Below are 19,042 nucleotides of genomic sequence, written 5' to 3' on the forward strand. Positions count from 1 at the left end.
GACCCAGTCGGCATAAAAACCAGAAAAGGTCGGGTGATTGCCCGGCCTTTTCTGTGTTCCGAGGGCCAATGAAAAATTAAAAAGAGCCATGCGCTGGCGGGCACATGGCTCTTGATTGGAACAGGCGGCATTGGGATGGAACGTTAAATGCCTAACCTGACATCAAGCCTGCCATCTGCAAATGGCGCGGTCTGTGATCCAGTTCACACTGACGTGAGGAATACTTGGCGGCTTTGGGGGGATCACAGCAATTCCGGCTCTGCCAAGAGCCCAAGTGCCTTGCGGTCCAGGATCTGGAGGGCGCCACGGTTGATTTCTATTATTCCGTTGCGTTTCCAATTGGACAAAGTCTTGGATACGGCCTCACGCGTGGCGCCGACGAATTCTGCCAGCTCGCTTTGCGACAGGCCGAGGCGACCGTTGCCAGCCTCGGGGGTCAGATAAAGCAGCTTGCGGGCGAGACGCACGGGCATCGGCAGGAAGACCTGTTCGTTCAATTGCGCATTCATCCAGCGCATACGCTGACCGGCGAGGCGCAGCAGGTCTCCGGCAAGGTCGGGATATTTTTGGATCTGATTCAGGATGTCGCGGTTGCGCAGTCGGCGTAGTCGGCTTGGCTCTGTGGCGGTGACGGTGGCCGTGCGAGTGCCGGGATCAAAAAGGGCAATCTCGCCAAAGACTGCCCCTGGCCGCATCAGGTCGAGAGTCAGTTTACGCCCTGCAGCAGAGAGGATGGAGAATTCGAGTGCCCCTTCGATGATGGCGTAAAGGGCATCGCCCGTGTCGCCCTGCTCGAACAGCACTTCGCCTTGCGATAGGCGAATGTCGCTGGCCTGACTGTCCAGCATTTCCCTCAAAGGAGCCGAGGCCCCTGACAGAAAGCCTGTGTCGGGCAGGCGATCTTGCGGCATGGTTTCGTCTCCAGTGAAGGCGCCCGCTGGGTGTAGAAGGTCGGGCCGGTGCGTCGTTCGCGCGCGACACTATCAGAGCCGTGCGGCGCGGGAAACTGTTGTTGCGCCAGTTCTGCACAGGGGGCACGTCCTTACCGCCAAAATTTAGCGCGCCTGATCACCGCATGACAGAGATCAGACCCAGACTACGGGCGCTGTCCAGTGACAGGCTCTGGCTTTCCAATCCGTTGCGTCGTTGATAGCTCAGAACGGCCAGCCGCGTGTCCCGATCCATCTTTCCGGTTACAGTGCCAGTGTAGTGCCCCCTTACGGTCAGAGCGCGTTGCAGCGAGGCAATGAAATCCGGTGTCATGTCCACGGGACAGGTGATTTCAAGCCAGCTTTCGCTGCGCGGGCGCACGATGTCCTGTCGGGTTTCGGTCCGAAAGACTGCGGGTTGAATGAGAGTGCCGCTCGCATCCCGTTGCTCTGGCTGAACCAGGACCTGCATGGTGACCGTTTCGATGATCGCGGGGCTGATATGCCGGTCCCAGCAGGTGCCATCAGGCGCTCCGGGAGGGGCGCTGCGTGGAGGCGGGCGTTCCGCGCCGCGGTCTGGGTCGACAGGCTGCATGCAGCCCGCCATGGCGAGCAGGCCAAGGGCGCAGGCACTGTGCAATAGCAATAAGGGGCGGATCATGCGCTCGGACCTCTCGTGGCCTGTGGTCAGACCGGCGGGTTTTGCCGCAGGTTAGTCCATTTCCTTGGGCGGCGCAAAGGCCGGATCCTGCGCGCGACCCTGCGGGGTCAGCAGCATATCCAGAAGACCTGACACGTCTTCGATATGCTCTGCAATAAGATGGGTGACCGAATGGGCGCGCTGCAAGCGGCCAGTCACTTTGAGAAGACGCCCTGAAATCACAGCGCGTCGGAACGCCTCGTAGATCTTGCGCCAGACGATGACGTTCACAACCCCGGTTTCATCTTCCAGCGTGAGGAAGATGACTCCCTTTGCAGTGCCGGGGCGCTGGCGCAGGATTACCAGCCCTGCAACGGCGATCCGTGCATTTTCGCGCACCGCTTGCATCTGGTCGGCCCGGATGCAGTTTGGGGGCTCATGCGGGATGACAGGCTTCTCGAACATCATGTGCCTTCAAATACGCGCTCAAGAACATATGTAGAACATGTGGCGGGGTTGTCCAGTCGGGCCGGGCCGTTTGCCAGATAGCTCTGGTGTCGCGGCGGGGGCTTGGCTAAACAGTCTGGCAAGTACCGAGAAAGGGAAGACGCAAGCATGGCAAAGATTACCTATGTCGAACACAATGGCACCGAGCATGTTGTGGAGGTGGCCAATGGGCTGACCGTGATGGAAGGCGCACGGGACAACAATATTCCCGGCATCGAGGCAGACTGCGGCGGGGCCTGCGCTTGCTCCACATGTCATGTCTATATTCATCCAGATTGGGTCGAGAAGCTGCCCGCCAAGGATGACATGGAAGAGGACATGCTGGATTTCGCCTTTGAACCTGACGCGGCTCGCTCGCGCCTGACCTGCCAGCTGAAGGTGACAGACGCGCTGGACGGTCTGATTGTCCAGATGCCTGAAAAGCAGATCTGATGGTCTTTCGGGGGCAGATGGCGCGGCGTCGACCCGGCCGCATCTGGCCCCGTTCTGCACGCCGCGCAGGGCAAACGCTGTGCACTTTGCTTCTCGGGGGAATTATTGCGCTCAGCGAGCCTGCCTTCGCCCAAACAGGGGAAGATGACAGCGGCCAATGGTCCTCGAGCGCGGCGGGCACCATTCTTTCGGCCGAGTTTACCGATCCGACAACACGCTATGCCCATGCTGTGCTTGGGGATGCGGTTGAGTGGGGTGGCCTCACCGTGACAGTTGAGCGGGATGACGGAACCGTTGCGTCCGTTGAGATCCAGCTGCCGCAGGATCATGTCTTTGAGGACCTTCAGCCCCGTCTGGTGGATCTGACACTGGATGGCCAGATTGATGCCGTCATGGTGGTCGAAGCCGATATGGCGAAAGGTGCGGCGCTGGCGCTTTATGGCGCGGGCGGAAAGATTGCCGAAACCCCCCACATCGGGCAAAGAAACCGGTGGCTTGCCCCCATCGGCGCGGCGGATCTAGATGGGGATGGGCAGGTGGAACTTTCCTATATCGATCGCCCCCATCTGGCCAAGACGCTGCGTATCTGGCGGTTTGAAGGCGGCAAGCTGACAGAGATTGCAACCTTGGCGGGCTTGACCAACCACCGGATCGGCGAGGACTTCATCACCTCTGGCATACGTGACTGTGGCGAGGGCCCCGAGATCATCACGGTAGATGCGACCTGGTCACGCGTTGTGGCGTCCCGTCTTAAGCAGACAGCTGTCGAGGCCAGGGACATCGGGCCATTTTCAGGGCCGGAGACGGTTGCAAAGGCTTTGACCTGCTCCTGAACTGCCGCGCTCCAGGCAGGGGGCTGCCGCGCCGCGCCCTGCGCGGCGCCCGGCCCAACGGTCGGCTGCATTCCCTGAATGCGGCGCGGCGGGCGGGAGCGTGCCGCCAGACCCTAGACGAAGCGGCGAAACACCAGAGAGGTGGGGCGATCGTATCCGTCATGCGCGGTTGCCCCGGTTTGCACAAAACCCAGACGGGAAAACGCGGCGTGGTTCTCGACCAGCTCCACGCGGGTTTGCAACTCAATGGCGGGCAGGTGCAGCTCTCGGGCGCGCTGTACAGCCCTCTCCACGAGGCAGCGGGCCAATCCTGCGCCGCGTTTGTTCCCGTCCACCGCAAGCTTGCCAAGGTAGAGGCCTTCTTCTTTGGGCGTCAGGAACATACATGCCGCTATGGGCGCGCCAAGAGCCCAGATTTCGCCGATATCGCATTGCTCCGACATCTTTTGAACTGTCAGCTCCCGTATCGACGAGGGCGGATCGATACGCTCCTCCATATAGGCAAAGCTGCGCTGAATGAGGGCAAGCGCTTCCGGAAGGCGCGGATCCTCCGCAGTCAGACGTTCCGGGGTCATGGACTGTTGCTGCGCACGATATGATCGCCGCCGATATCCCCCAGAGAGGAGAACAGGCTCGCCGTATTGTTGGCACCGACTTTTTTCAACAGTCGCGCCCGGTGTACCTCGACCGTTCGGTAACTCAGATCCAGGATGCGCGCGATTTCCTTGCTGGTCTTGCCTTCGCGCAACAGGGAATATACCTCCCGCTCACGCCGCGTGAGCGGTTGGTAGGGGCGTACGCCAGACAGATCGGCAAAGCTCCAGACCGCGCGGCCCAAAGGTTCGTCCGGGGTAAAGGTATGTCCGCGCACGCGCACCCAGAACAATTCCCCGGACTTGCGTTTCATCACCCGTTCATCCCAATAGGGATTGCCCTGGCCGAGGCTGGTGTCACCCCGGTTGCGCAGGTTGTGAAACTCCTCATCCGACGGGTAGAGAAAGGCAAAAAGCCGATCCAGCATCTCTTCGCGTTGATAACCAAACATCTGGCAAAAGCGTTGATTACATTCGCGCAGCACGCGGTTCTCGGTGACCACGATGCCAACCGGTGAAAACTCAAACGCAAGTTGAGCCAGATCGCGACCGGCATAGAGGCGATCAAGCGTGGCGGGATCCGGGTATTTGTCCATTCTGCCTCCAGGGCTTGGCAAACTGTACTAGCCTACCGCAGCAGATCTGCAAATACCTCTGAAGCCATTTGTCGCCCGGCTATTGCCCACCGCCGCTTGTGGCGCCCCAAGATCATTTCAGGGCGCGCCAGCCGATGTCGCGGCGGAAGAAGCCATCTTTCCAGTCGATCTGGTCGACCATGGCATAAGCACGTGCATGCGCTTCAGTGAGGCTGCTTCCACGGGCCGTGACGTTCAGGACGCGGCCGCCATTGGCCAGGATCTTGCCGCCTTCGGATTTGGTGCCCGCATGAAAGACCATGTTGCTGCTGTCCTCGGGCAGGGCGTCGAGGCCCGCGATCTCGGTTCCCTTCTGGTAGGAGCCGGGGTAGCCCTTTGCGGCGATCACGACCGTGATGGCATGATCATCGCCCCAGTTGACCTGTGCTTCGCCTAGGCGCCCTTCGGCGGCGGCATGCATCAGGTCCAGCGCCTGCGCGCCAAGGCGCATCATCAAGACCTGGCATTCAGGATCGCCAAAGCGCACGTTGTACTCGACCAGACGCGGCTGACCGTCCTTGATCATGAGGCCCGCATAAAGAACGCCTTGATAGGGCGCGCCACGCTTGGCCATTTCGGTCATGGTTGGCTTGATAATCTCTTCCATGGCGCGGGTCTCGATCTCGGCCGACAGGACCGGAGCGGGGGAGTAGGCGCCCATGCCGCCGGTGTTGAGGCCAGTGTCGCCTTCGCCGACGCGTTTATGATCCTGCGCGGTGCCGATGGGCAGAACGTCTTCGCCATCCACGAGCACAAACAGCGATGCTTCCTCGCCCTCCATGAATTCCTCGATCACCACCTCGGCGCCTGCGCCGCCAAAACTGCCGCCGAACATGTCGTCGATGGCGTCAAGCGCGGTCTCTTCGTCCATGGCGACGATAACGCCCTTGCCGGCCGCCAGACCATCTGCCTTGACCACGATGGGCGCGCCTTGCTGTTTGACATAGGCTTTGGCGGCCTCTGCGTCGGTGAAATGACCATAGGCGGCGGTGGGCGCCTTGGCCGCATCGCAAATTTCCTTGGTGAAGCTTTTGGAGGCTTCCAGTTTTGCAGCCGCTTCCGAAGGGCCGAAGACCAGAATGCCAGCCTCGCGCAGGCGGTCGGCGACGCCGGCAGCCAGCGGGGCTTCGGGGCCAATGATGGCGAAATCGATGGCGTTTTCCTCGGCAAAGGTCACCACAGCGCCGCCCTGTTCTATATCAAGGCTGGCGCAATCGGCGATCTGGGCGATGCCCGCATTGCCGGGGGCCACGATCAGCTTGTCGCACTTGGGGTTCTGCATCACCGCCCAGGCCAGTGCATGTTCGCGCCCGCCGCTGCCAAGGATAAGGATATTCATCGCACTGTCTCCGATCTGTCCGCGCTCGCGCCCATGCCCGTGCGTCGAGGGCTTGCCTTGCTTGTCGCGCCTTCTATGCTGCGCAAGCCTGTAAAACAAGAACCGCTTGGTCGCAGGCTGTGCGCCGAGCATGCCATCCGACCCGAGACGACAAAGAGCAGCCTATGTCCGACCTGATCGACGATCCCGCCCCCGGCCAAAATGCGCCGGAATTCACCGTTTCCGAGATCTCGGGAGAGGTGAAGCGCACGCTTGAAAGTACATTCGGACGCATTCGGGTTCGGGGCGAGGTAGGGCGCGTCTTCAAGGCCCGTTCGGGTCATCTCTACTATGACGTCAAGGACGACCGTAGCGTTCTTGCCTGCACTACCTGGAAGGGCCAGATCGCGGGCCTCTCGGTGGTGCCGGAAGAGGGGCTGGAAGTGGTCGTCACAGGCCGCCTGACCGCTTTTGGTGCACAGTCCAAGTACAACATGAACGTTGAAGAGGTCGCCGTCGCCGGGCAGGGCGCGCTAATGGCCCTTCTGGAAAAGCGCAAGAAACAGCTGGAGGCCGAGGGGCTGTTCGCGCCCGAGCGCAAGAAACCGCTGCCCTATCTGCCTGGGATCATCGGTGTTGTGACTTCACCCTCTGGCGCGGTGATCCGCGATATCCTGCACCGCCTGCGTGATCGCTTTCCGCGCAAGGTGCTGGTCTGGCCGGTTGCGGTTCAGGGCAGCAACTGCGCGCCCGAGGTGGCACGCGCCATCGAAGGCTTCAACAGGCTGAGCCCGGGCGGTGCCTTGCCGCGCCCGGACCTGATCATCGTGGCGCGTGGTGGCGGTTCAATCGAAGATCTCTGGGGCTTCAACGAAGAGATCGTAGCTCGTGCGGCAGCGGCGTCTCATATTCCGCTGATTTCCGCTGTCGGGCATGAAACGGATACCACGTTGATAGATTTCGTGTCTGACCGCCGCGCGCCGACGCCCACGGCGGCAGCGGAGCTGGCGGTCCCTGTCCGCCTGGATCTGCTGGCCTGGAGCGAAAACCAGGGTGCGCGTCTTGCGCGGGCGGCCGGGCAGTCGGTGCAGCAGCGCCGCCAGCGACTGAGCGACCTGTCCCGCGCCTTGCCCCGCCCGGAGACCCTGTTGGAAACACCCCGTCAACGGCTCGATCAGGCCAGCGATGGCTTGCCGCGTGCGCTGACCTCGGTGGTGCAGCGCCGCCGTGTGCAGTTGAGCGAGGCTTCGGCGGCCCTGCGTCCGGCGACCCTGCGTGGCTTGCTTGCTGGACGAGCCAACGGCCTCAGTAACCTCTCGTCACGCCTGTCCCTACGGCCGATCCGGCAGGAAATACAGCGCCGAAACGAGCGCATCTCCCAGCTCGCTCAGCGGCTCGAGATCGTTCAGCGCCAACGGCTTGAGCGTCAGCGCCAGCTTTTGTCGTCAGCCGGGCGACAGCTTGAGATCCTCAGCTACAAGGCCACACTTGCGCGGGGCTATGCGGTGGTACGCTCTGGCGAGGATGTCGTGACCACGCGCGAAGCAGCGCAAAAGGCTGACGCGTTGCAGATCGAATTCAGTGACGGAACGGTGGATCTCGGTTCGGCAGGGGGGCGCGCACCGGGAGAAGCGGCGCCAGCCAAGCGATCCAACAAGCCAAAGGCGAAACCCAAAGCGGAAGAGGGCGGGCAAGGATCGCTTTTCTGAGACGACGGGATATCGCTACGTTCAGTCAAACGCCAACGTCGGGGCCGTGGCAGATCATCTCTTCGCCGATATCGTCGGCTTCATAAAGCTCGGTTGCCTCAGGGTCGTTCTGAAAGCGCGCGCTCAGCCCGTTTGGTGTCATCGAAAAGCGCCAGCATTGCGGATCGGTGCGGTCTTCATAAAGAAAACAGATCTGGTCTTCCTGCTGATACCAGTAGCCTTCCTGGCACCGACCATCCATGAAAGACCAGATGACGCGCTGGTTTGGGAGATAGCGCTCGACCCCGTAGGCCGTGCCGTCAAACCCATAAAACAGTGTTTTGCCGCGAGTGTAGCGATCGAAGGCCTCTGCGTCCAAGGGTTCAGCGGCAAGGCTGATTTCTGGAGCGGATAGGGCCGCGCATAAGGGAATCACTTTGAACCAACACATACCGCAACTTTGCCAGACAGATGAGGCTGAGGCCAAGCCTTACGGACAGCGTCAGGTCAAACAGGCGGATTCTGTATGCCGTTCAGGAATTCGTGATGGCGTGGTTGTCCTTGGGTAACCTTTGACCCGCTGTGTGTGATCGGTCAGCATAAACCGAGGAACGGCCAGTTAGAGGGATGGAATGGACGTAACACTTCTGCTGCTGGCGGCGGGCTGCGCCTCTGCCTACCTGTTCTTCACGTCCCGGCCCGAGGGGCTGCTGCGCTCGGTTCTGAAAACGGCTTCAGTGGCCATGCTTGCAGTGCTGGCCTTTCTGTCCGATGCTTCAATTCTGCTCGGCGGTGGGCTGCTGCTGTGTGCGGTGGGTGACTACTGCCTGTCGCGGGAGGGCGAGCGCGCCTTCATGGCCGGTGTCGGGGCTTTTGCTGCCGGACATCTGGCCTATACGGCGCTGTTTTTGACGGTGCCGGGGAGTGAGTTTGCCAGACTTGTCCAGATGCCGGGGCTACTGGTTGCCTTGGGGCTTGTCAGCCTTGGCCTTGTCATGGTGCGCGTGCTGGGGCCCCGAGCCGGTGCGCTTAAAGGGGCGGTTTTGGCCTATATCCCCATCATATTGTCCATGGGAGTTGCTGCAGCCACGCTTCCGGCGCAGGGCGCCTTGATCTGGGCGCTGCCTGCGGCGATGGCCTTCATTGCATCAGACGTGGTGCTTGCCTTTGAAACTTTTGTTCTGCGAGAGGAGCACGCGCTGCGCCGGATCGCTCCTTTCGTGGTCTGGCCGCTTTACTGGGCGGCACAGATCGGGTTTTTGTTTGCGTTTTGGTGAGCTGGCTGCCTTCATCTGCTTTGCAACCGGCGCAAATCCGCATTAGGTGAGACGAAGACCTACTCGCGGAGACACCGATGGCGTTTTTCTCAAAGCTCAAGGACCGGCTTTTCAAGTCCTCTTCGAAACTGGAGGACGGTCTGGATGCAATTGTCGCGGAGGGCGGCGAACAAGGGGCGCCGGATCAAGCGCCCACCGAGGCGCAGGTTCCGCCAACTGCTGCACCAGAGGCGACCGAAGCAGAGCCGGAGATCGCCGAGACACCGGTGGCTGAACATCCTGCAGGACGGCCTGAACCGGCGCCCGCTGAGAAGGCGCAGAAATCACCGGGCCTTCTGGGGCGTCTCATGGGGCGCTCTGGCACGTCCGAGCCGCGCCGAACTCTGGACGACGACATGCTGGAGCAGCTGGAAGAGCTGCTTATCGCGTCCGACATGGGGGTGGATACGGCTCTTAGGGTCACCGCCAATATGGCGGAGGGACGGTTCGGGAAACGACTGTCGACGCAAGAGATCAAGGAGTTGCTCTCTGCCGAAATCGCTCGTGTGATGGAACCGGTCGCCAAGCCGCTGCCGATCTATGCCAAGCGCCCGCAGGTGGTGCTGGTAGTGGGCGTCAATGGCTCGGGCAAGACCACAACCATCGGCAAGCTGGCAAGCCAGTTCAAGGCGGCTGGCAAGAACGTTGTCATCGCGGCTGGCGATACTTTCCGAGCGGCGGCGGTCGAGCAACTGCAGGTCTGGGGCGATCGCGCGGGCGTACCGGTGCTGACCGCGCCGGAAGGCTCGGACCCGGCCAGCCTTGCCTTTGACGCCATGACCAAGGCCGAGGCGGATGGAGCGGATCTTTTGCTGATCGATACGGCAGGACGCTTGCAGAACCGCGCCGACCTGATGGAGGAATTGGCTAAGATCGTCCGCGTCATCCGCAAGAAGGACGAAAGCGCGCCGCATAACACTCTATTGGTGCTAGATGCCACCACCGGCCAGAACGCGCTGAGCCAGGTCGAGACCTTCCAGAAGCTGGCGGATGTTTCGGGCCTGGTGATGACAAAACTCGACGGCACCGCCAAGGGCGGCGTTCTGGTGGCGCTGGCGGACAAGTTCGGCCTGCCGATCCATGCCATCGGCGTGGGAGAGCAGATCGACGATTTGGCGCCCTTTGATCCCGAGGAATTCGCTGCCGCGCTGACCGGGCTGGACCGGTCTTGATCTGCGTCTTCGCACCTTCTTTGGTGCCGGAGGGCCGGGGGTGAGCGACTGGCTGATCTCGCTGGAAGGGACCGAGGCGGGCCATCAGGTGGCGCTGGGGCTTGCTCTGATGGCGGCCTTTTTGCACGCGGTCTTTGGCGCGCTGCAAAAGGGACGCCACGATCCCTGGCTGTCGCGCGGGGCGATTGATGCCTCCTATGGTTTGATGGCGGCGCCCTTTGCTCTGTTTGTGGTGCCCTGGCCCGAACCGCATATGTGGGCAATCTTTGCCGTCGTTTGGGTTATTCATGTGGCATACAAGGTGCTGCAGGCACTCGCCTATACCAAGGGTAGTTATACGGTGGTCTACCCAGTGGTGCGTGGCACCGGGCCACTGTTCACGGTGATTGGCGCTTACTATCTGTTCTCCGAGACCTTCACGGTGGTGCAGTGGCTGGGCGTTGGAGTTCTCTTGATGGGGATTTTTGGCCTTGCGGCTTACAACTACCGTTATCTCGAGACGAACCGCGATACCCTGATGGTCGCGCTGGGCCTCGCGGTGGTAACGGGGTTGTTCGTGGCGCTTTACACCACATATGACGCCTATGGTATTCGGGCGACAGCCGATCCGTTCACCTTTCTGGCGTGGTTCTTCATGATCGACGGGATCGCCATGCCGCCGGTGGCCTATATACGCTGGCGCAGAATGGCAGATCGACCGGCCTTGGGTCCGCTGTTGGTCAAGGGCATCTTTGGCGGGCTTGTCGCCTTTGCCTCATTCGGGGCGGTGATGTTGGCGACCCGGCTCGACAAGGTAGGCGAGGCGGCGGTGCTGCGGGAGACCTCGACCGTCTTTGCGGCGCTGATTGGCTGGCTGGTCCTCAAGGAAACAGTGGGGCCTCGGCGGATTGCCCTCATGGCCCTTATCGCGCTGGGCGCGGTGATCGTGGAAATGGGCGGCTGAACGGCCGCGGCGAAGAAGCAACAGGAGCGCCAATGGCTGGCAAGAAGATCAACCCGATGCTGAAGATGGGCCTGGAGTTCGGCCCGATCATCCTCTTTTTCATTGGCTACCTGAAACTCAAGGAGGAGACCTTCCTGATCGGCGGGCAGGACTATGCGGGTTTCATTCTGGTGACGGCGGCTTTTGTGCCTTTGATGATGCTGTCGACCGCAGCCCTGTGGCGCCTGACGGGGCATTTGTCGAAAATGCAGCTGGCAACTTTGGTTCTGGTGGTGCTGTTCGGCGGGCTGTCGGTCTGGTTCAATGACGAACGGTTCTTCAAGATGAAACCGACGATGATCTATCTGTTGTTCGGCGGTCTGCTGGCGGTGGGTCTGATGCGCGGGCAGAGCTGGCTCAAGGTGGTGATGGAAGAGGTCATGCCGATGGAAGAGGAGGGTTGGATGATCCTCACCCGTCGGATCTGTGCCTTTTTCCTCGGGCTCGCGGTTGCCAACGAGGTGATCTGGCGGTTCCTGTCCACCGACACATGGGTCTATTTCAAGACCTTCGGCCTGCCGGTGGCGATGTTCCTGTTCTTCATGACCCAAGGAGGGGTCTTGCAGAAATACGGGATCGAAGAAGAAGACGAGCCGGAAGCCTGAATCAAGGTACTCCCATGCCTGAGCGGCCCATCAGAGATGAGCCGCAAACAGCCTTGGGCCTGGCAGCGCGCCAGGCGCGCTGCGGCTGAGTGCCTAGGCTTCGTTTCCGAAAATGATCTGTTGCGCCTTGCTGTCGGAGCGGTCTGCGCGCAGGTCCGCATGAAGGCTCCGACCAGCGATGACACCGGGGCGTTCCCACAGCATGTCGAGCCATCGGGCCAGGTTTGGCTTGTCATCCAAGGTCTGTTCCTGGCCCTCCCACAGCGACGCCCAGGGCCAGATCGCCATATCGGCAATCGTATAGTCTGCACCCGTCACATATTCGTTCTTGGCTAGCTGGCGATCCAGAACCGCGTACAGGCGGGCGACCTCCGACCGGTAGCGCTCCTTGGCATAGGGCAGATCTTCGGGTGCGTATTTCAGGAAATGATGCGCCTGCCCCGCCATCGGGCCAACGCCGCCCATCTGCCACATCAGCCATTGATCCACTGCGACACGGTCGCGCTCGGTTCGTCCGTAGAACTGCCCTGTCTTGCGCGCAAGATACTGCAGGATTGCGCCGCTTTCGAAGATCGATATGGGCGCACCGCCGGGCCCCTCGGGATCAATGATCGCGGGCATGCGGTTGTTGGGCGCGATCTTTAGGAACTCCGGTGCGAACTGATCGCCCTTTGATATATTAATCAGCATCGTGCGGTAGGGCAGGCTCATCTCTTCCAGCGCGATGGAGACCTTCCAGCCGTTCGGCGTGGGCCAGTAGTAAAGTTCGAGTGGGTCCTGCACGCGGTGTCCTCCGGAAAATGTCGGGTGTGAGTTGATCACATGGTGCCTTTGGTCGGCAAGGTCATGCGTGCAGTTGCGCACAAACCCGTGATCGTGGGCAAGACCACATCAAATTGCAGCGCTCAGGTGCGTCTGTGGTTGCCAAGGAGGAAGGCAAAGCGGTAAGAGACTTCATCGGAATCGGCAGGAGACATCCTGCCACGTGGGCGATTTGTTACCGGATTGCGGACCACGTAAAACTCACCGCTAAAGAGGTCAGGATGTGAAGGAACCCCTTTCGCTTGGCCGAACGGGGTTTTTTTGTGCGCGGATGCGCAGGAGTGAATGAGATGAGCGAAAAAAAAGACTGGAGCACCCGTACGCAGCTGGTGCATGGCGGGACCAAGCGCAGCCAGTGGGGCGAAGTGAGCGAGGCAATCTTCCTCACTCAAGGGTTCGTCTATGACAGCGCCGAACAGGCCGAGGCGCGGTTCCTGGAAACCGGCCCGGATGAATTCATCTATGCCCGCTACGGCAACCCCACCGTGGCCATGTTCGAAGAGCGGATCGCAGCGCTGGAAGGCGCCGAGGATGCCTTTGCCACCGCATCCGGCATGGCCGCGGTCAATGGCGCGTTGACCTCTGCCTTGAAAGCCGGGGATCATGTTGTGTCGGCACGGGCTCTGTTTGGATCCTGCCTCTATATTCTCGAAAACATCCTGGCGCGTTTTGGGGTTGAGGTCACTTTCGTCGATGGCACCGATCTGGACCAATGGCGCGCGGCGGTGCGGGCCGATACCAAGGCGGTCTTCTTTGAAAGCATGTCCAATCCCACGCTTGAGGTGATCGATGTGGCGGCGGTTTCCGAGATCGCCCATGCAGTGGGCGCCACGGTGATCGTGGATAATGTCTTTTCCACGCCTGTCTTTTCCAACGCCATCGAACAGGGCGCCGATGTGGTCGTCTACTCTGCAACCAAGCATATCGACGGGCAGGGCCGGGTGCTGGGCGGTGTGATCCTAGGCACAAAAGAGTTCATTCGCGGCACGGTTGAGCCTTACATGAAACATACTGGCGGCTCGCTCAGCCCGTTCAATGCCTGGACCTTGTTGAAGGGGCTTGAGACGATTTCCCTGCGTGTCAATGCACAGGTCGAAAGTGCGCTGCGCATTGCAGAGGCCCTGAAAGGCCATCCAGCGCTGGCGCGCACCATCTATCCCGGACTAGCGGATCATCCGCAAAACGCGCTGGTGCAGCGGCAGCTTGGCGGCAATGGCGGGACGGTTCTGTCGCTGGATCTGAAGGGCGGAAAGGAGGCAGCTTTTGCCTTCCTCAATGCGCTAACGATCCCGGTGATCTCGAACAACCTCGGGGACGCCAAATCCATCGCGACCCATCCGGCGACCACCACCCACCAGCGGCTGCCCGATGCGCAAAAGGCGGCGCTTGGCATCACGCCGGGTCTCGTGCGGTTCTCGGTTGGACTGGAAGACCCTGAGGATCTGATTGGCGATCTCAAAGGTGCTCTTGCAGCCGCCGAGGCCTGAATACGCGTTGCCTCGGCCCGTTTGAGCCGGGCCGGGGCTGCAGATCCTGCGCCTTGTGACAGTTTCTGTCCTGAACCTGCCGCATTTGTTTGATCCGTTTTGTCTTTTCCGGCGTAACGCATTAACTTGGATCTTGTTGCACCACCGAGTGCGGCAGCAGCGGAGGAAATATTTCCATGAATATCCACACGCGCGGCATGGAAGAGGCACCCAATCGGACCGAGGCAGAGGCGGCCCTCGAAACACTGCGCCATTGGGCGAAAACCGTGACCGAGACAGAGATCGCGCAGCTTGATCCTGCGGTGGCGCGCCTACTTCCAGAACGCGCGGTGCAGAACTATCCGGAGCTGTCGCGTAACTATCCCGAGGATTTCCTGTCGGACGATACCTATCGTGCCACGCTGCCCGATCTTCAAAATGGTCCCTCCAGTCTGATCCGGGGCGCGAACGAACAGATCCAGCATGTGGGTATTTCGAATTTTCGCCTGCCGATTCGCTTTCACACCCGTGACAATGGGGATCTGACGCTGGAGACCAGCGTGACCGGCACCGTCAGCCTTGAGGCCGACAAGAAGGGCATCAACATGTCCCGGATCATGCGGTCGTTCTATAAACACGCCGAGAAAACTTTCAGCTTTGAGGTGATTGAAGCCGCGCTTGAGGATTACCTGAGCGATCTGGAAAGCATGGATGCGCGCATCCAGATGCGGTTTTCTTTCCCGGTTAAGGTGCAAAGCCTGCGTTCAGGCCTTTCGGGCTATCAGTATTACGATATCGCGCTTGAACTTGTGGACCGGGGAGGGGTGCGCAACAAGATCGTGCATCTCGACTATGTCTACTCCTCCACCTGTCCGTGTTCGCTGGAGCTGTCTGAGCACGCGCGCCAGGCGCGCGGGCAGCTTGCGACGCCGCACTCCCAGCGGTCCGTTGCGCGAATCTCGGTGCAGATGGAACCGGATGCGCCCTGCCTGTGGTTCGAGGATCTGATCGATCACTGCCGCCGCGCTGTGCCGACAGAAACGCAAGTGATGGTCAAACGCGAGGATGAACAAGCCTTTGCCGAGCTGAATGCCGCCAACCCCATCTTCGTTGAGGATGCGGCGCGTCTGTTCTGCGAGGCATTGCAAAGTGATCCTCGTATCGGCGATTTCCGCGTCGTGGCGAGCCATCAGGAAAGCCTGCATAGTCACGACGCAGTCAGCGTGCTCACCCAAGGCTCGCTTTTTGCTGACACGAGCCTGGATCCGCAGCTTTTTGCGACATTGATCCACCGGGGCTGACGCACGGTCGGTCTGCGGTGCACAGAGCCGCAGAGCAGCCACATTAGGTTTCACGGAACCCTTTTCATCTTGCGCTGCGTTGCCGCATTTTCTTGCTGCGACGCAGCGTTTCCATGTTAGGCTCTTCGTGCGTCCGAACCCCAGGTGGCTGCGGAATACAAATATGCATGCCAGACAGGGGTGCCGGATCTCTTTGACGTAAGGAGTTCCCAATGATGTTTTTGCCAATCCTCCACAACCAGCCTGCACCCTTTGCACAATGGGTTGGCCAGGCGGCTGGGATGCAGATGAAATACTGGCGGACAATGGCTGCATTGGCTGCGCAGGCCCCTTTTGAGCAGATGCGACTTGCCCGTGCCATGGCCGCGAGCGGTGTGGGGGCATTTGATGCGCCCGTCAAAAAGCCTGTGGCTGCGGTTGCAACGTCTGCTGCCTCGGCGACGCAGGTGAAACCCGCAGACCCTGCGCCCAAAGCGACAGCAAAGCGCAAGCCCGCAGCAAAAACGCGCAAAACAGCGGGCAAGGCTGCGGCGGCAAAGCCAACCGCCAGAAAGGCGCCGACGCGTCAGCCCGCAACGCGCAAGGCGCCTGCTAGGAAAGCTGTGCCAACCCCAAAAAGCGACGCTCCAAACCCTGAAGCCAAGACCGCGAGAACACCCGCATCAAAACACGGCCCCGCAAAATCCGCATCGGCTGTTCCAGCCAGCAAGGCGACCGGGACATCCGCAGGATCGGCCAAGACAGCCTCTGCCCAGCCGAAAGCGGTTCAGTCTTCTGCTGCCAAGGACACGGCTCCCAAAGCGAAACGTGCTCCCTCCAAGCCGCCGAGCTTTCCCGAGGCCGCCGCAGTCAAAGATGGCGGTAAAAAGGCTTAGCGAAGGGCAGGCTCGCTCGGGTTGGTTTGACTTGACAGTCCGGGCGCAGGGGGCCAACGCTGCCCGCAATGTTGGATCTTCGCCCGGTCGCATATGTCATTGGACTACTGGTTGTCATTCTTGGCGCCATGATGGTCTTTCCGTTCCTGATTGATCTTTATGACGGTCAGGGCGAATGGCCGGTGTTTCTGGAAAGCGGCCTGTTCTGCATCTTGGCCGGCGGGCTTCTTGCGCTGAGCTGCGGGAACTCGGTTCAGCAGGGACTCAGCATCCGTCAGACCTTCCTTCTGACAACCCTCGTGTGGGCGGCTTTGCCTCTCTTCGGGGCTATTCCTCTGATGCTTGGCGCGACCGAACTGAGCTTTACCGACGCCTTCTTTGAGGCCATGTCAGGGTTGACGACAACCGGGTCCACGGTGATTTCCGGTCTTGATGACCTGCCGCGCGGGATCTTGCTGTGGCGTGGTATCCTGCAATGGTTGGGCGGTATCGGGATCATCGTGGTCGCAATGGTCTTTCTGCCGGAACTCCGCGTCGGCGGCATGCAGATCTTTCGGTCAGAAGCCTTTGACACGATGGGTAAAATCCTCCCGCGTGCCCAAGCGATTGCAAAGCAGATCTCACTTATCTACGTCGTGCTGACACTCTTGTGCATTACGGTCTACATGATGCTTGGCATGGGGTGGTTCGATGCGCTGGTCCATGCCTTGACCACCATGTCAACGGGCGGGTTTTCAAACTACGATGCCTCATTCGGAACCTTTTCTGGCCCGGCTGAATATGCGGCATCCGTCTTCATGATTGTCGCTGCCCTGCCGTTTGTCCGCTATGTGCAGCTGATCAATGGGCAAGGGCGCCCCCTGTTGCGAGACAGCCAGATCCGCGTCTTTTTGGGCACGATCCTGGTCTTGATCATCATAACCGCCAGCGTGCTGGTCTACGTCTTTCCTCATCATCCAGAACAAGCCTTTCGCGAAGCCTTGTTCAACATCACATCGATCATTTCCGGCACCGGCTATGCCAGCGTGGATTACATGCAGTGGGGCAGCTTCCTGATCATGGTGTTTTTCTTTATCGGCCTCATTGGGGGCTGTGCGGGATCAACCGCCTGCTCGGTCAAGATTTTTCGCTATCAGATCCTCTTTGCCTCGATCCGGGTCCAGATCCAGCGTATCCGATCCCCGAACGGGATCTTTATACCGCGCTTCGAAGGACGGCCCGTGGGGCCGGATGTGCTGAGTTCGGTTATATCGTTTTTCATGTTCTTTGTCGTGACCCTTGGGATCGTGGCCTGGGCCCTGGCCCTCACCGGGCTCGACTTCATTACGGCGCTGTCAGGAGCGGCAACGGCGGTTGCGAACGTTGGGCCGGGTCTTGGTGATATCATTGGGCCTGCCGGCAATTTTTCGACACTGAACGATCCGGCCAAATGGATACTGAGTGCGGCCATGCTGATCGGCCGGCTTGAACTATTGGCCGTCTATGCGATTCTCACGATCCGGTTCTGGCGAAACTGAGCGCATAGGGTGCCAAAAGACAGCTTTTGGGTGGTTAAGGCGTGTTGGGAAGGCCGTATGCGACGGTTTGGCCCTTGTATTGCTACAATGCGCAGTCTTGCCCTGACGGGGCCGCTCCCCTATGAGGCGGTGATCGGAATCTGCGAGCGCACGGAGACGACTGCCTCATGCCCGTACTAGTAATGAAATTCGGCGGCACCTCGGTCGCCAACCTGGACCGGATCCGCCGCGCGGCCAAACGTGTCGGCGTTGAAGTCGCAAAAGGCTATGACGTGATCGTTATCGTCTCGGCCATGTCCGGCAAGACCAATGAACTGGTTGGGTGGGTCAACGAGACCTCGCCGTTGTTTGACGCCCGTGAATACGACGCGGTTGTGTCGTCGGGCGAGAATGTGACGGCTGGCCTGATGGCACTCACCTTGCAGGAAATGGACGTGCCCGCGCGCAGCTGGCAGGGCTGGCAGGTGCCGCTCAAGACCACGAGCGCGCACAGCCAGGCGCGGATCGAAGAGATCCCGACCGACAATATCAACGCCAAGTTCGCCGAAGGCATGAAGGTCGCCGTTGTGGCCGGCTTTCAGGGGATCAGCCCGGAGGGCCGTATCACCACCTTGGGGCGGGGCGGATCTGACACCACCGCAGTCGCCTTTGCCGCCGCCTTTGACGCGGAACGCTGCGACATCTACACCGATGTGGATGGAGTCTACACCACCGACCCGCGCATCTGCAGCAAGGCACGCAAATTGGACAAGATCGCCTTTGAAGAGATGCTGGAGTTGGCGTCGCTTGGGGCCAAGGTTTTGCAGACCCGCTCGGTCGAGCTGGCGATGCGCTATCGGGTACGCCTGCGGGTGCTATCGAGTTTTGAAGAACAAAATGACAATGCCGGCACGCTGGTCTGTGCTGAGGAGGACATCATGGAATCCAATGTTGTGGCCGGTGTGGCCTATTCCCGCGACGAAGCGAAGCTAACCGTGCAATCGGTGGCTGACCGCCCTGGCATTGCGGCGACTATTTTCACCGCGCTGTCAGATGCGGGCGTCAATGTGGACATGATCGTGCAGGACATCTCGGAAGAAGGGCGCACGGACATGACCTTCTCTTGCCCTATCGATCAGGTTGCCCGCGCCGAACAGGCGCTTCAGGCGATCAAGGACAAGGGCGATCTGAACTTTGCCGAACTGGTCGCCGACAAGGAAGTTGCCAAGGTTTCGGTCGTGGGCATCGGAATGCGGTCTCAGTCAGGCGTTGCGGCCAAGATGTTCAAGGTGCTCTCGGATGAGGGGATTAACATCAAGGTCATTACAACCTCAGAGATAAAGATTTCCGTTCTCATTGATCGGAAATACATGGAACTTGCCGTGCAAGCACTGCATGATGCCTTTGAATTGGATAAAGCAGCCTGATCACA

20 protein-coding genes and 1 riboswitch are annotated in these 19,042 nt (G+C 60.3%); of the genes, 12 read left to right on the forward strand and 8 right to left on the reverse strand.

Features of this window, described 5'->3' with window-relative positions:
* Positions 1-242 precede the first annotated feature (242 nt).
* The 3 genes from INS80_RS12955 to INS80_RS12965 all read right to left on the reverse strand — a co-directional run bounded on the left by INS80_RS12955 (position 243) and on the right by INS80_RS12965 (position 2,034).
* Positions 243-911 (reverse strand): Crp/Fnr family transcriptional regulator, encoded by a 669-nt coding sequence (locus INS80_RS12955; protein WP_192966037.1) that lies wholly within the window; start codon positions 909-911, stop codon positions 243-245.
* Between the two features lie 157 nt (positions 912-1,068).
* A complete protein-coding gene (locus INS80_RS12960) occupies positions 1,069-1,590 on the reverse strand; it encodes a peptidoglycan-binding domain-containing protein (RefSeq protein ID WP_192966038.1) in 522 nt (173 codons plus the stop codon).
* A gap of 51 nt (positions 1,591-1,641) precedes the next feature.
* Positions 1,642-2,034 carry an OB-fold nucleic acid binding domain-containing protein gene (locus INS80_RS12965; RefSeq protein ID WP_439650942.1) on the reverse strand — a complete coding sequence of 131 codons (393 nt, stop codon included), beginning with the start codon at positions 2,032-2,034 and terminating at the stop codon, positions 1,642-1,644.
* Positions 2,035-2,184: 150 nt separating this feature from the next.
* On the opposite strand from INS80_RS12965, the gene INS80_RS12970 reads away from it, so the two are divergent.
* Together INS80_RS12970 and INS80_RS12975 are read left to right on the forward strand one after the other, a co-directional pair.
* Complete coding sequence (locus INS80_RS12970) at positions 2,185-2,508, forward strand: 2Fe-2S iron-sulfur cluster-binding protein (RefSeq protein WP_192966040.1); 324 nt, start codon at positions 2,185-2,187, stop codon at positions 2,506-2,508.
* Positions 2,508-3,341, forward strand: a complete 834-nt coding sequence (locus INS80_RS12975; RefSeq protein WP_192966041.1) for a VCBS repeat-containing protein — start codon at positions 2,508-2,510, stop codon at positions 3,339-3,341. Before INS80_RS12970 ends, INS80_RS12975 begins: the two co-directional genes overlap by 1 nt.
* A gap of 113 nt (positions 3,342-3,454) precedes the next feature.
* On the opposite strand, the gene INS80_RS12980 is transcribed toward INS80_RS12975, so the two are convergent.
* The 3 genes from INS80_RS12980 to purD form a co-directional block, all read right to left on the reverse strand.
* The gene (locus INS80_RS12980; protein WP_192966042.1) at positions 3,455-3,916 is read right to left on the reverse strand and encodes a GNAT family N-acetyltransferase; all 462 of its coding nucleotides are present in this window, start codon (positions 3,914-3,916) and stop codon (positions 3,455-3,457) included.
* Positions 3,913-4,530, reverse strand: coding sequence for a LuxR C-terminal-related transcriptional regulator (locus tag INS80_RS12985; protein ID WP_192966043.1), 618 nt, complete (start codon positions 4,528-4,530; stop codon positions 3,913-3,915). Before INS80_RS12985 ends, INS80_RS12980 begins: the two co-directional genes overlap by 4 nt.
* Before the next feature lie 112 nt (positions 4,531-4,642).
* Positions 4,643-5,908, reverse strand: a complete 1,266-nt coding sequence (gene purD, locus INS80_RS12990; RefSeq protein WP_192966044.1) for a phosphoribosylamine--glycine ligase — start codon at positions 5,906-5,908, stop codon at positions 4,643-4,645.
* Positions 5,909-6,072: 164 nt separating this feature from the next.
* On the opposite strand from purD, the gene xseA reads away from it, so the two are divergent.
* Complete coding sequence (xseA, locus tag INS80_RS12995) at positions 6,073-7,596, forward strand: exodeoxyribonuclease VII large subunit (RefSeq protein WP_192966045.1); 1,524 nt, start codon at positions 6,073-6,075, stop codon at positions 7,594-7,596.
* Positions 7,597-7,621: 25 nt separating this feature from the next.
* On the opposite strand, the gene INS80_RS13000 is transcribed toward xseA, so the two are convergent.
* Positions 7,622-8,026 carry a hypothetical protein gene (locus INS80_RS13000; RefSeq protein WP_192966046.1) on the reverse strand — a complete coding sequence of 135 codons (405 nt, stop codon included), beginning with the start codon at positions 8,024-8,026 and terminating at the stop codon, positions 7,622-7,624.
* Positions 8,027-8,207: 181 nt separating this feature from the next.
* Here INS80_RS13000 and INS80_RS13005 point away from each other — a divergent pair, with 181 nt between their 5' ends.
* The 4 genes from INS80_RS13005 to INS80_RS13020 all read left to right on the forward strand — a co-directional run bounded on the left by INS80_RS13005 (position 8,208) and on the right by INS80_RS13020 (position 11,650).
* The gene (locus INS80_RS13005; RefSeq protein WP_192966047.1) at positions 8,208-8,852 is read left to right on the forward strand and encodes a lysoplasmalogenase; all 645 of its coding nucleotides are present in this window, start codon (positions 8,208-8,210) and stop codon (positions 8,850-8,852) included.
* A 77-nt stretch (positions 8,853-8,929) separates the two neighbouring features.
* Positions 8,930-10,063 carry a signal recognition particle-docking protein FtsY gene (gene ftsY / locus INS80_RS13010; RefSeq protein ID WP_192966048.1) on the forward strand — a complete coding sequence of 378 codons (1,134 nt, stop codon included), beginning with the start codon at positions 8,930-8,932 and terminating at the stop codon, positions 10,061-10,063.
* 40 nt (positions 10,064-10,103) lie between these two features.
* Entirely contained in the window at positions 10,104-11,006 is a 903-nt protein-coding gene (locus INS80_RS13015) for an EamA family transporter (protein ID WP_192966049.1), read from the forward strand.
* A gap of 32 nt (positions 11,007-11,038) precedes the next feature.
* Entirely contained in the window at positions 11,039-11,650 is a 612-nt protein-coding gene (locus tag INS80_RS13020) for an inner membrane-spanning protein YciB (RefSeq protein WP_192966050.1), read from the forward strand.
* A gap of 93 nt (positions 11,651-11,743) precedes the next feature.
* Here INS80_RS13020 and INS80_RS13025 read toward each other — a convergent pair whose 3' ends face one another.
* Entirely contained in the window at positions 11,744-12,433 is a 690-nt protein-coding gene (locus INS80_RS13025; protein WP_192966051.1) for a glutathione S-transferase N-terminal domain-containing protein, read from the reverse strand.
* Between the two features lie 192 nt (positions 12,434-12,625).
* Positions 12,626-12,704: riboswitch (SAM riboswitch) on the forward strand.
* Between the two features lie 58 nt (positions 12,705-12,762).
* Here INS80_RS13025 and metZ point away from each other — a divergent pair.
* The 5 genes from metZ to INS80_RS13050 all read left to right on the forward strand — a co-directional run bounded on the left by metZ (position 12,763) and on the right by INS80_RS13050 (position 19,037).
* A complete protein-coding gene (metZ, locus tag INS80_RS13030) occupies positions 12,763-13,959 on the forward strand; it encodes an O-succinylhomoserine sulfhydrylase (protein ID WP_192966052.1) in 1,197 nt (398 codons plus the stop codon).
* Between the two features lie 176 nt (positions 13,960-14,135).
* Positions 14,136-15,239 (forward strand): GTP cyclohydrolase FolE2, encoded by a 1,104-nt coding sequence (gene folE2, locus INS80_RS13035; RefSeq protein ID WP_192966053.1) that lies wholly within the window; start codon positions 14,136-14,138, stop codon positions 15,237-15,239.
* Positions 15,240-15,451: 212 nt separating this feature from the next.
* On the forward strand, positions 15,452-16,114 hold the full coding sequence (locus INS80_RS13040; protein WP_192966054.1) for a hypothetical protein: 663 nt from the start codon (positions 15,452-15,454) through the stop codon (positions 16,112-16,114).
* 68 nt (positions 16,115-16,182) lie between these two features.
* Positions 16,183-17,631 carry a TrkH family potassium uptake protein gene (locus tag INS80_RS13045; RefSeq protein ID WP_192966055.1) on the forward strand — a complete coding sequence of 483 codons (1,449 nt, stop codon included), beginning with the start codon at positions 16,183-16,185 and terminating at the stop codon, positions 17,629-17,631.
* Positions 17,632-17,798: 167 nt separating this feature from the next.
* Positions 17,799-19,037: an aspartate kinase gene (locus INS80_RS13050; RefSeq protein ID WP_192966056.1), complete on the forward strand. Its 1,239-nt coding sequence runs from the start codon at positions 17,799-17,801 to the stop codon at positions 19,035-19,037.
* Positions 19,038-19,042: the final 5 nt, after the last annotated feature.

It is taken from the genome of Phycobacter azelaicus (genome assembly GCF_014884385.1).
GTDB classification, from domain to species: Bacteria; Pseudomonadota; Alphaproteobacteria; order Rhodobacterales; family Rhodobacteraceae; genus Phycobacter; species Phycobacter azelaicus.

Excerpts from the sequence above, each read along its gene's own strand:
- INS80_RS12955 (WP_192966037.1), bottom strand. The coding sequence starts at position 911 with ATGCCGCAAGATCGCCTGCCCGACACAGGCTTTCTGTCAGGGGCCTCG.
- INS80_RS12960 (WP_192966038.1), bottom strand. The coding sequence starts at position 1,590 with ATGATCCGCCCCTTATTGCTATTGCACAGTGCCTGCGCCCTTGGCCTG.
- INS80_RS12965 (WP_439650942.1), bottom strand. The coding sequence starts at position 2,034 with ATGTTCGAGAAGCCTGTCATCCCGCATGAGCCCCCAAACTGCATCCGG.
- INS80_RS12970 (WP_192966040.1), top strand. The coding sequence starts at position 2,185 with ATGGCAAAGATTACCTATGTCGAACACAATGGCACCGAGCATGTTGTG.
- INS80_RS12975 (WP_192966041.1), top strand. The coding sequence starts at position 2,508 with ATGGTCTTTCGGGGGCAGATGGCGCGGCGTCGACCCGGCCGCATCTGG.
- INS80_RS12980 (WP_192966042.1), bottom strand. The coding sequence starts at position 3,916 with ATGACCCCGGAACGTCTGACTGCGGAGGATCCGCGCCTTCCGGAAGCG.
- INS80_RS12985 (WP_192966043.1), bottom strand. The coding sequence starts at position 4,530 with ATGGACAAATACCCGGATCCCGCCACGCTTGATCGCCTCTATGCCGGT.
- purD (WP_192966044.1), bottom strand. The coding sequence starts at position 5,908 with ATGAATATCCTTATCCTTGGCAGCGGCGGGCGCGAACATGCACTGGCC.
- xseA (WP_192966045.1), top strand. The coding sequence starts at position 6,073 with ATGTCCGACCTGATCGACGATCCCGCCCCCGGCCAAAATGCGCCGGAA.
- INS80_RS13000 (WP_192966046.1), bottom strand. The coding sequence starts at position 8,026 with ATGTGTTGGTTCAAAGTGATTCCCTTATGCGCGGCCCTATCCGCTCCA.
- INS80_RS13005 (WP_192966047.1), top strand. The coding sequence starts at position 8,208 with ATGGACGTAACACTTCTGCTGCTGGCGGCGGGCTGCGCCTCTGCCTAC.
- ftsY (WP_192966048.1), top strand. The coding sequence starts at position 8,930 with ATGGCGTTTTTCTCAAAGCTCAAGGACCGGCTTTTCAAGTCCTCTTCG.
- INS80_RS13020 (WP_192966050.1), top strand. The coding sequence starts at position 11,039 with ATGGCTGGCAAGAAGATCAACCCGATGCTGAAGATGGGCCTGGAGTTC.
- metZ (WP_192966052.1), top strand. The coding sequence starts at position 12,763 with ATGAGCGAAAAAAAAGACTGGAGCACCCGTACGCAGCTGGTGCATGGC.
- folE2 (WP_192966053.1), top strand. The coding sequence starts at position 14,136 with ATGAATATCCACACGCGCGGCATGGAAGAGGCACCCAATCGGACCGAG.
- INS80_RS13040 (WP_192966054.1), top strand. The coding sequence starts at position 15,452 with ATGATGTTTTTGCCAATCCTCCACAACCAGCCTGCACCCTTTGCACAA.
- INS80_RS13045 (WP_192966055.1), top strand. The coding sequence starts at position 16,183 with ATGTTGGATCTTCGCCCGGTCGCATATGTCATTGGACTACTGGTTGTC.
- INS80_RS13050 (WP_192966056.1), top strand. The coding sequence starts at position 17,799 with ATGCCCGTACTAGTAATGAAATTCGGCGGCACCTCGGTCGCCAACCTG.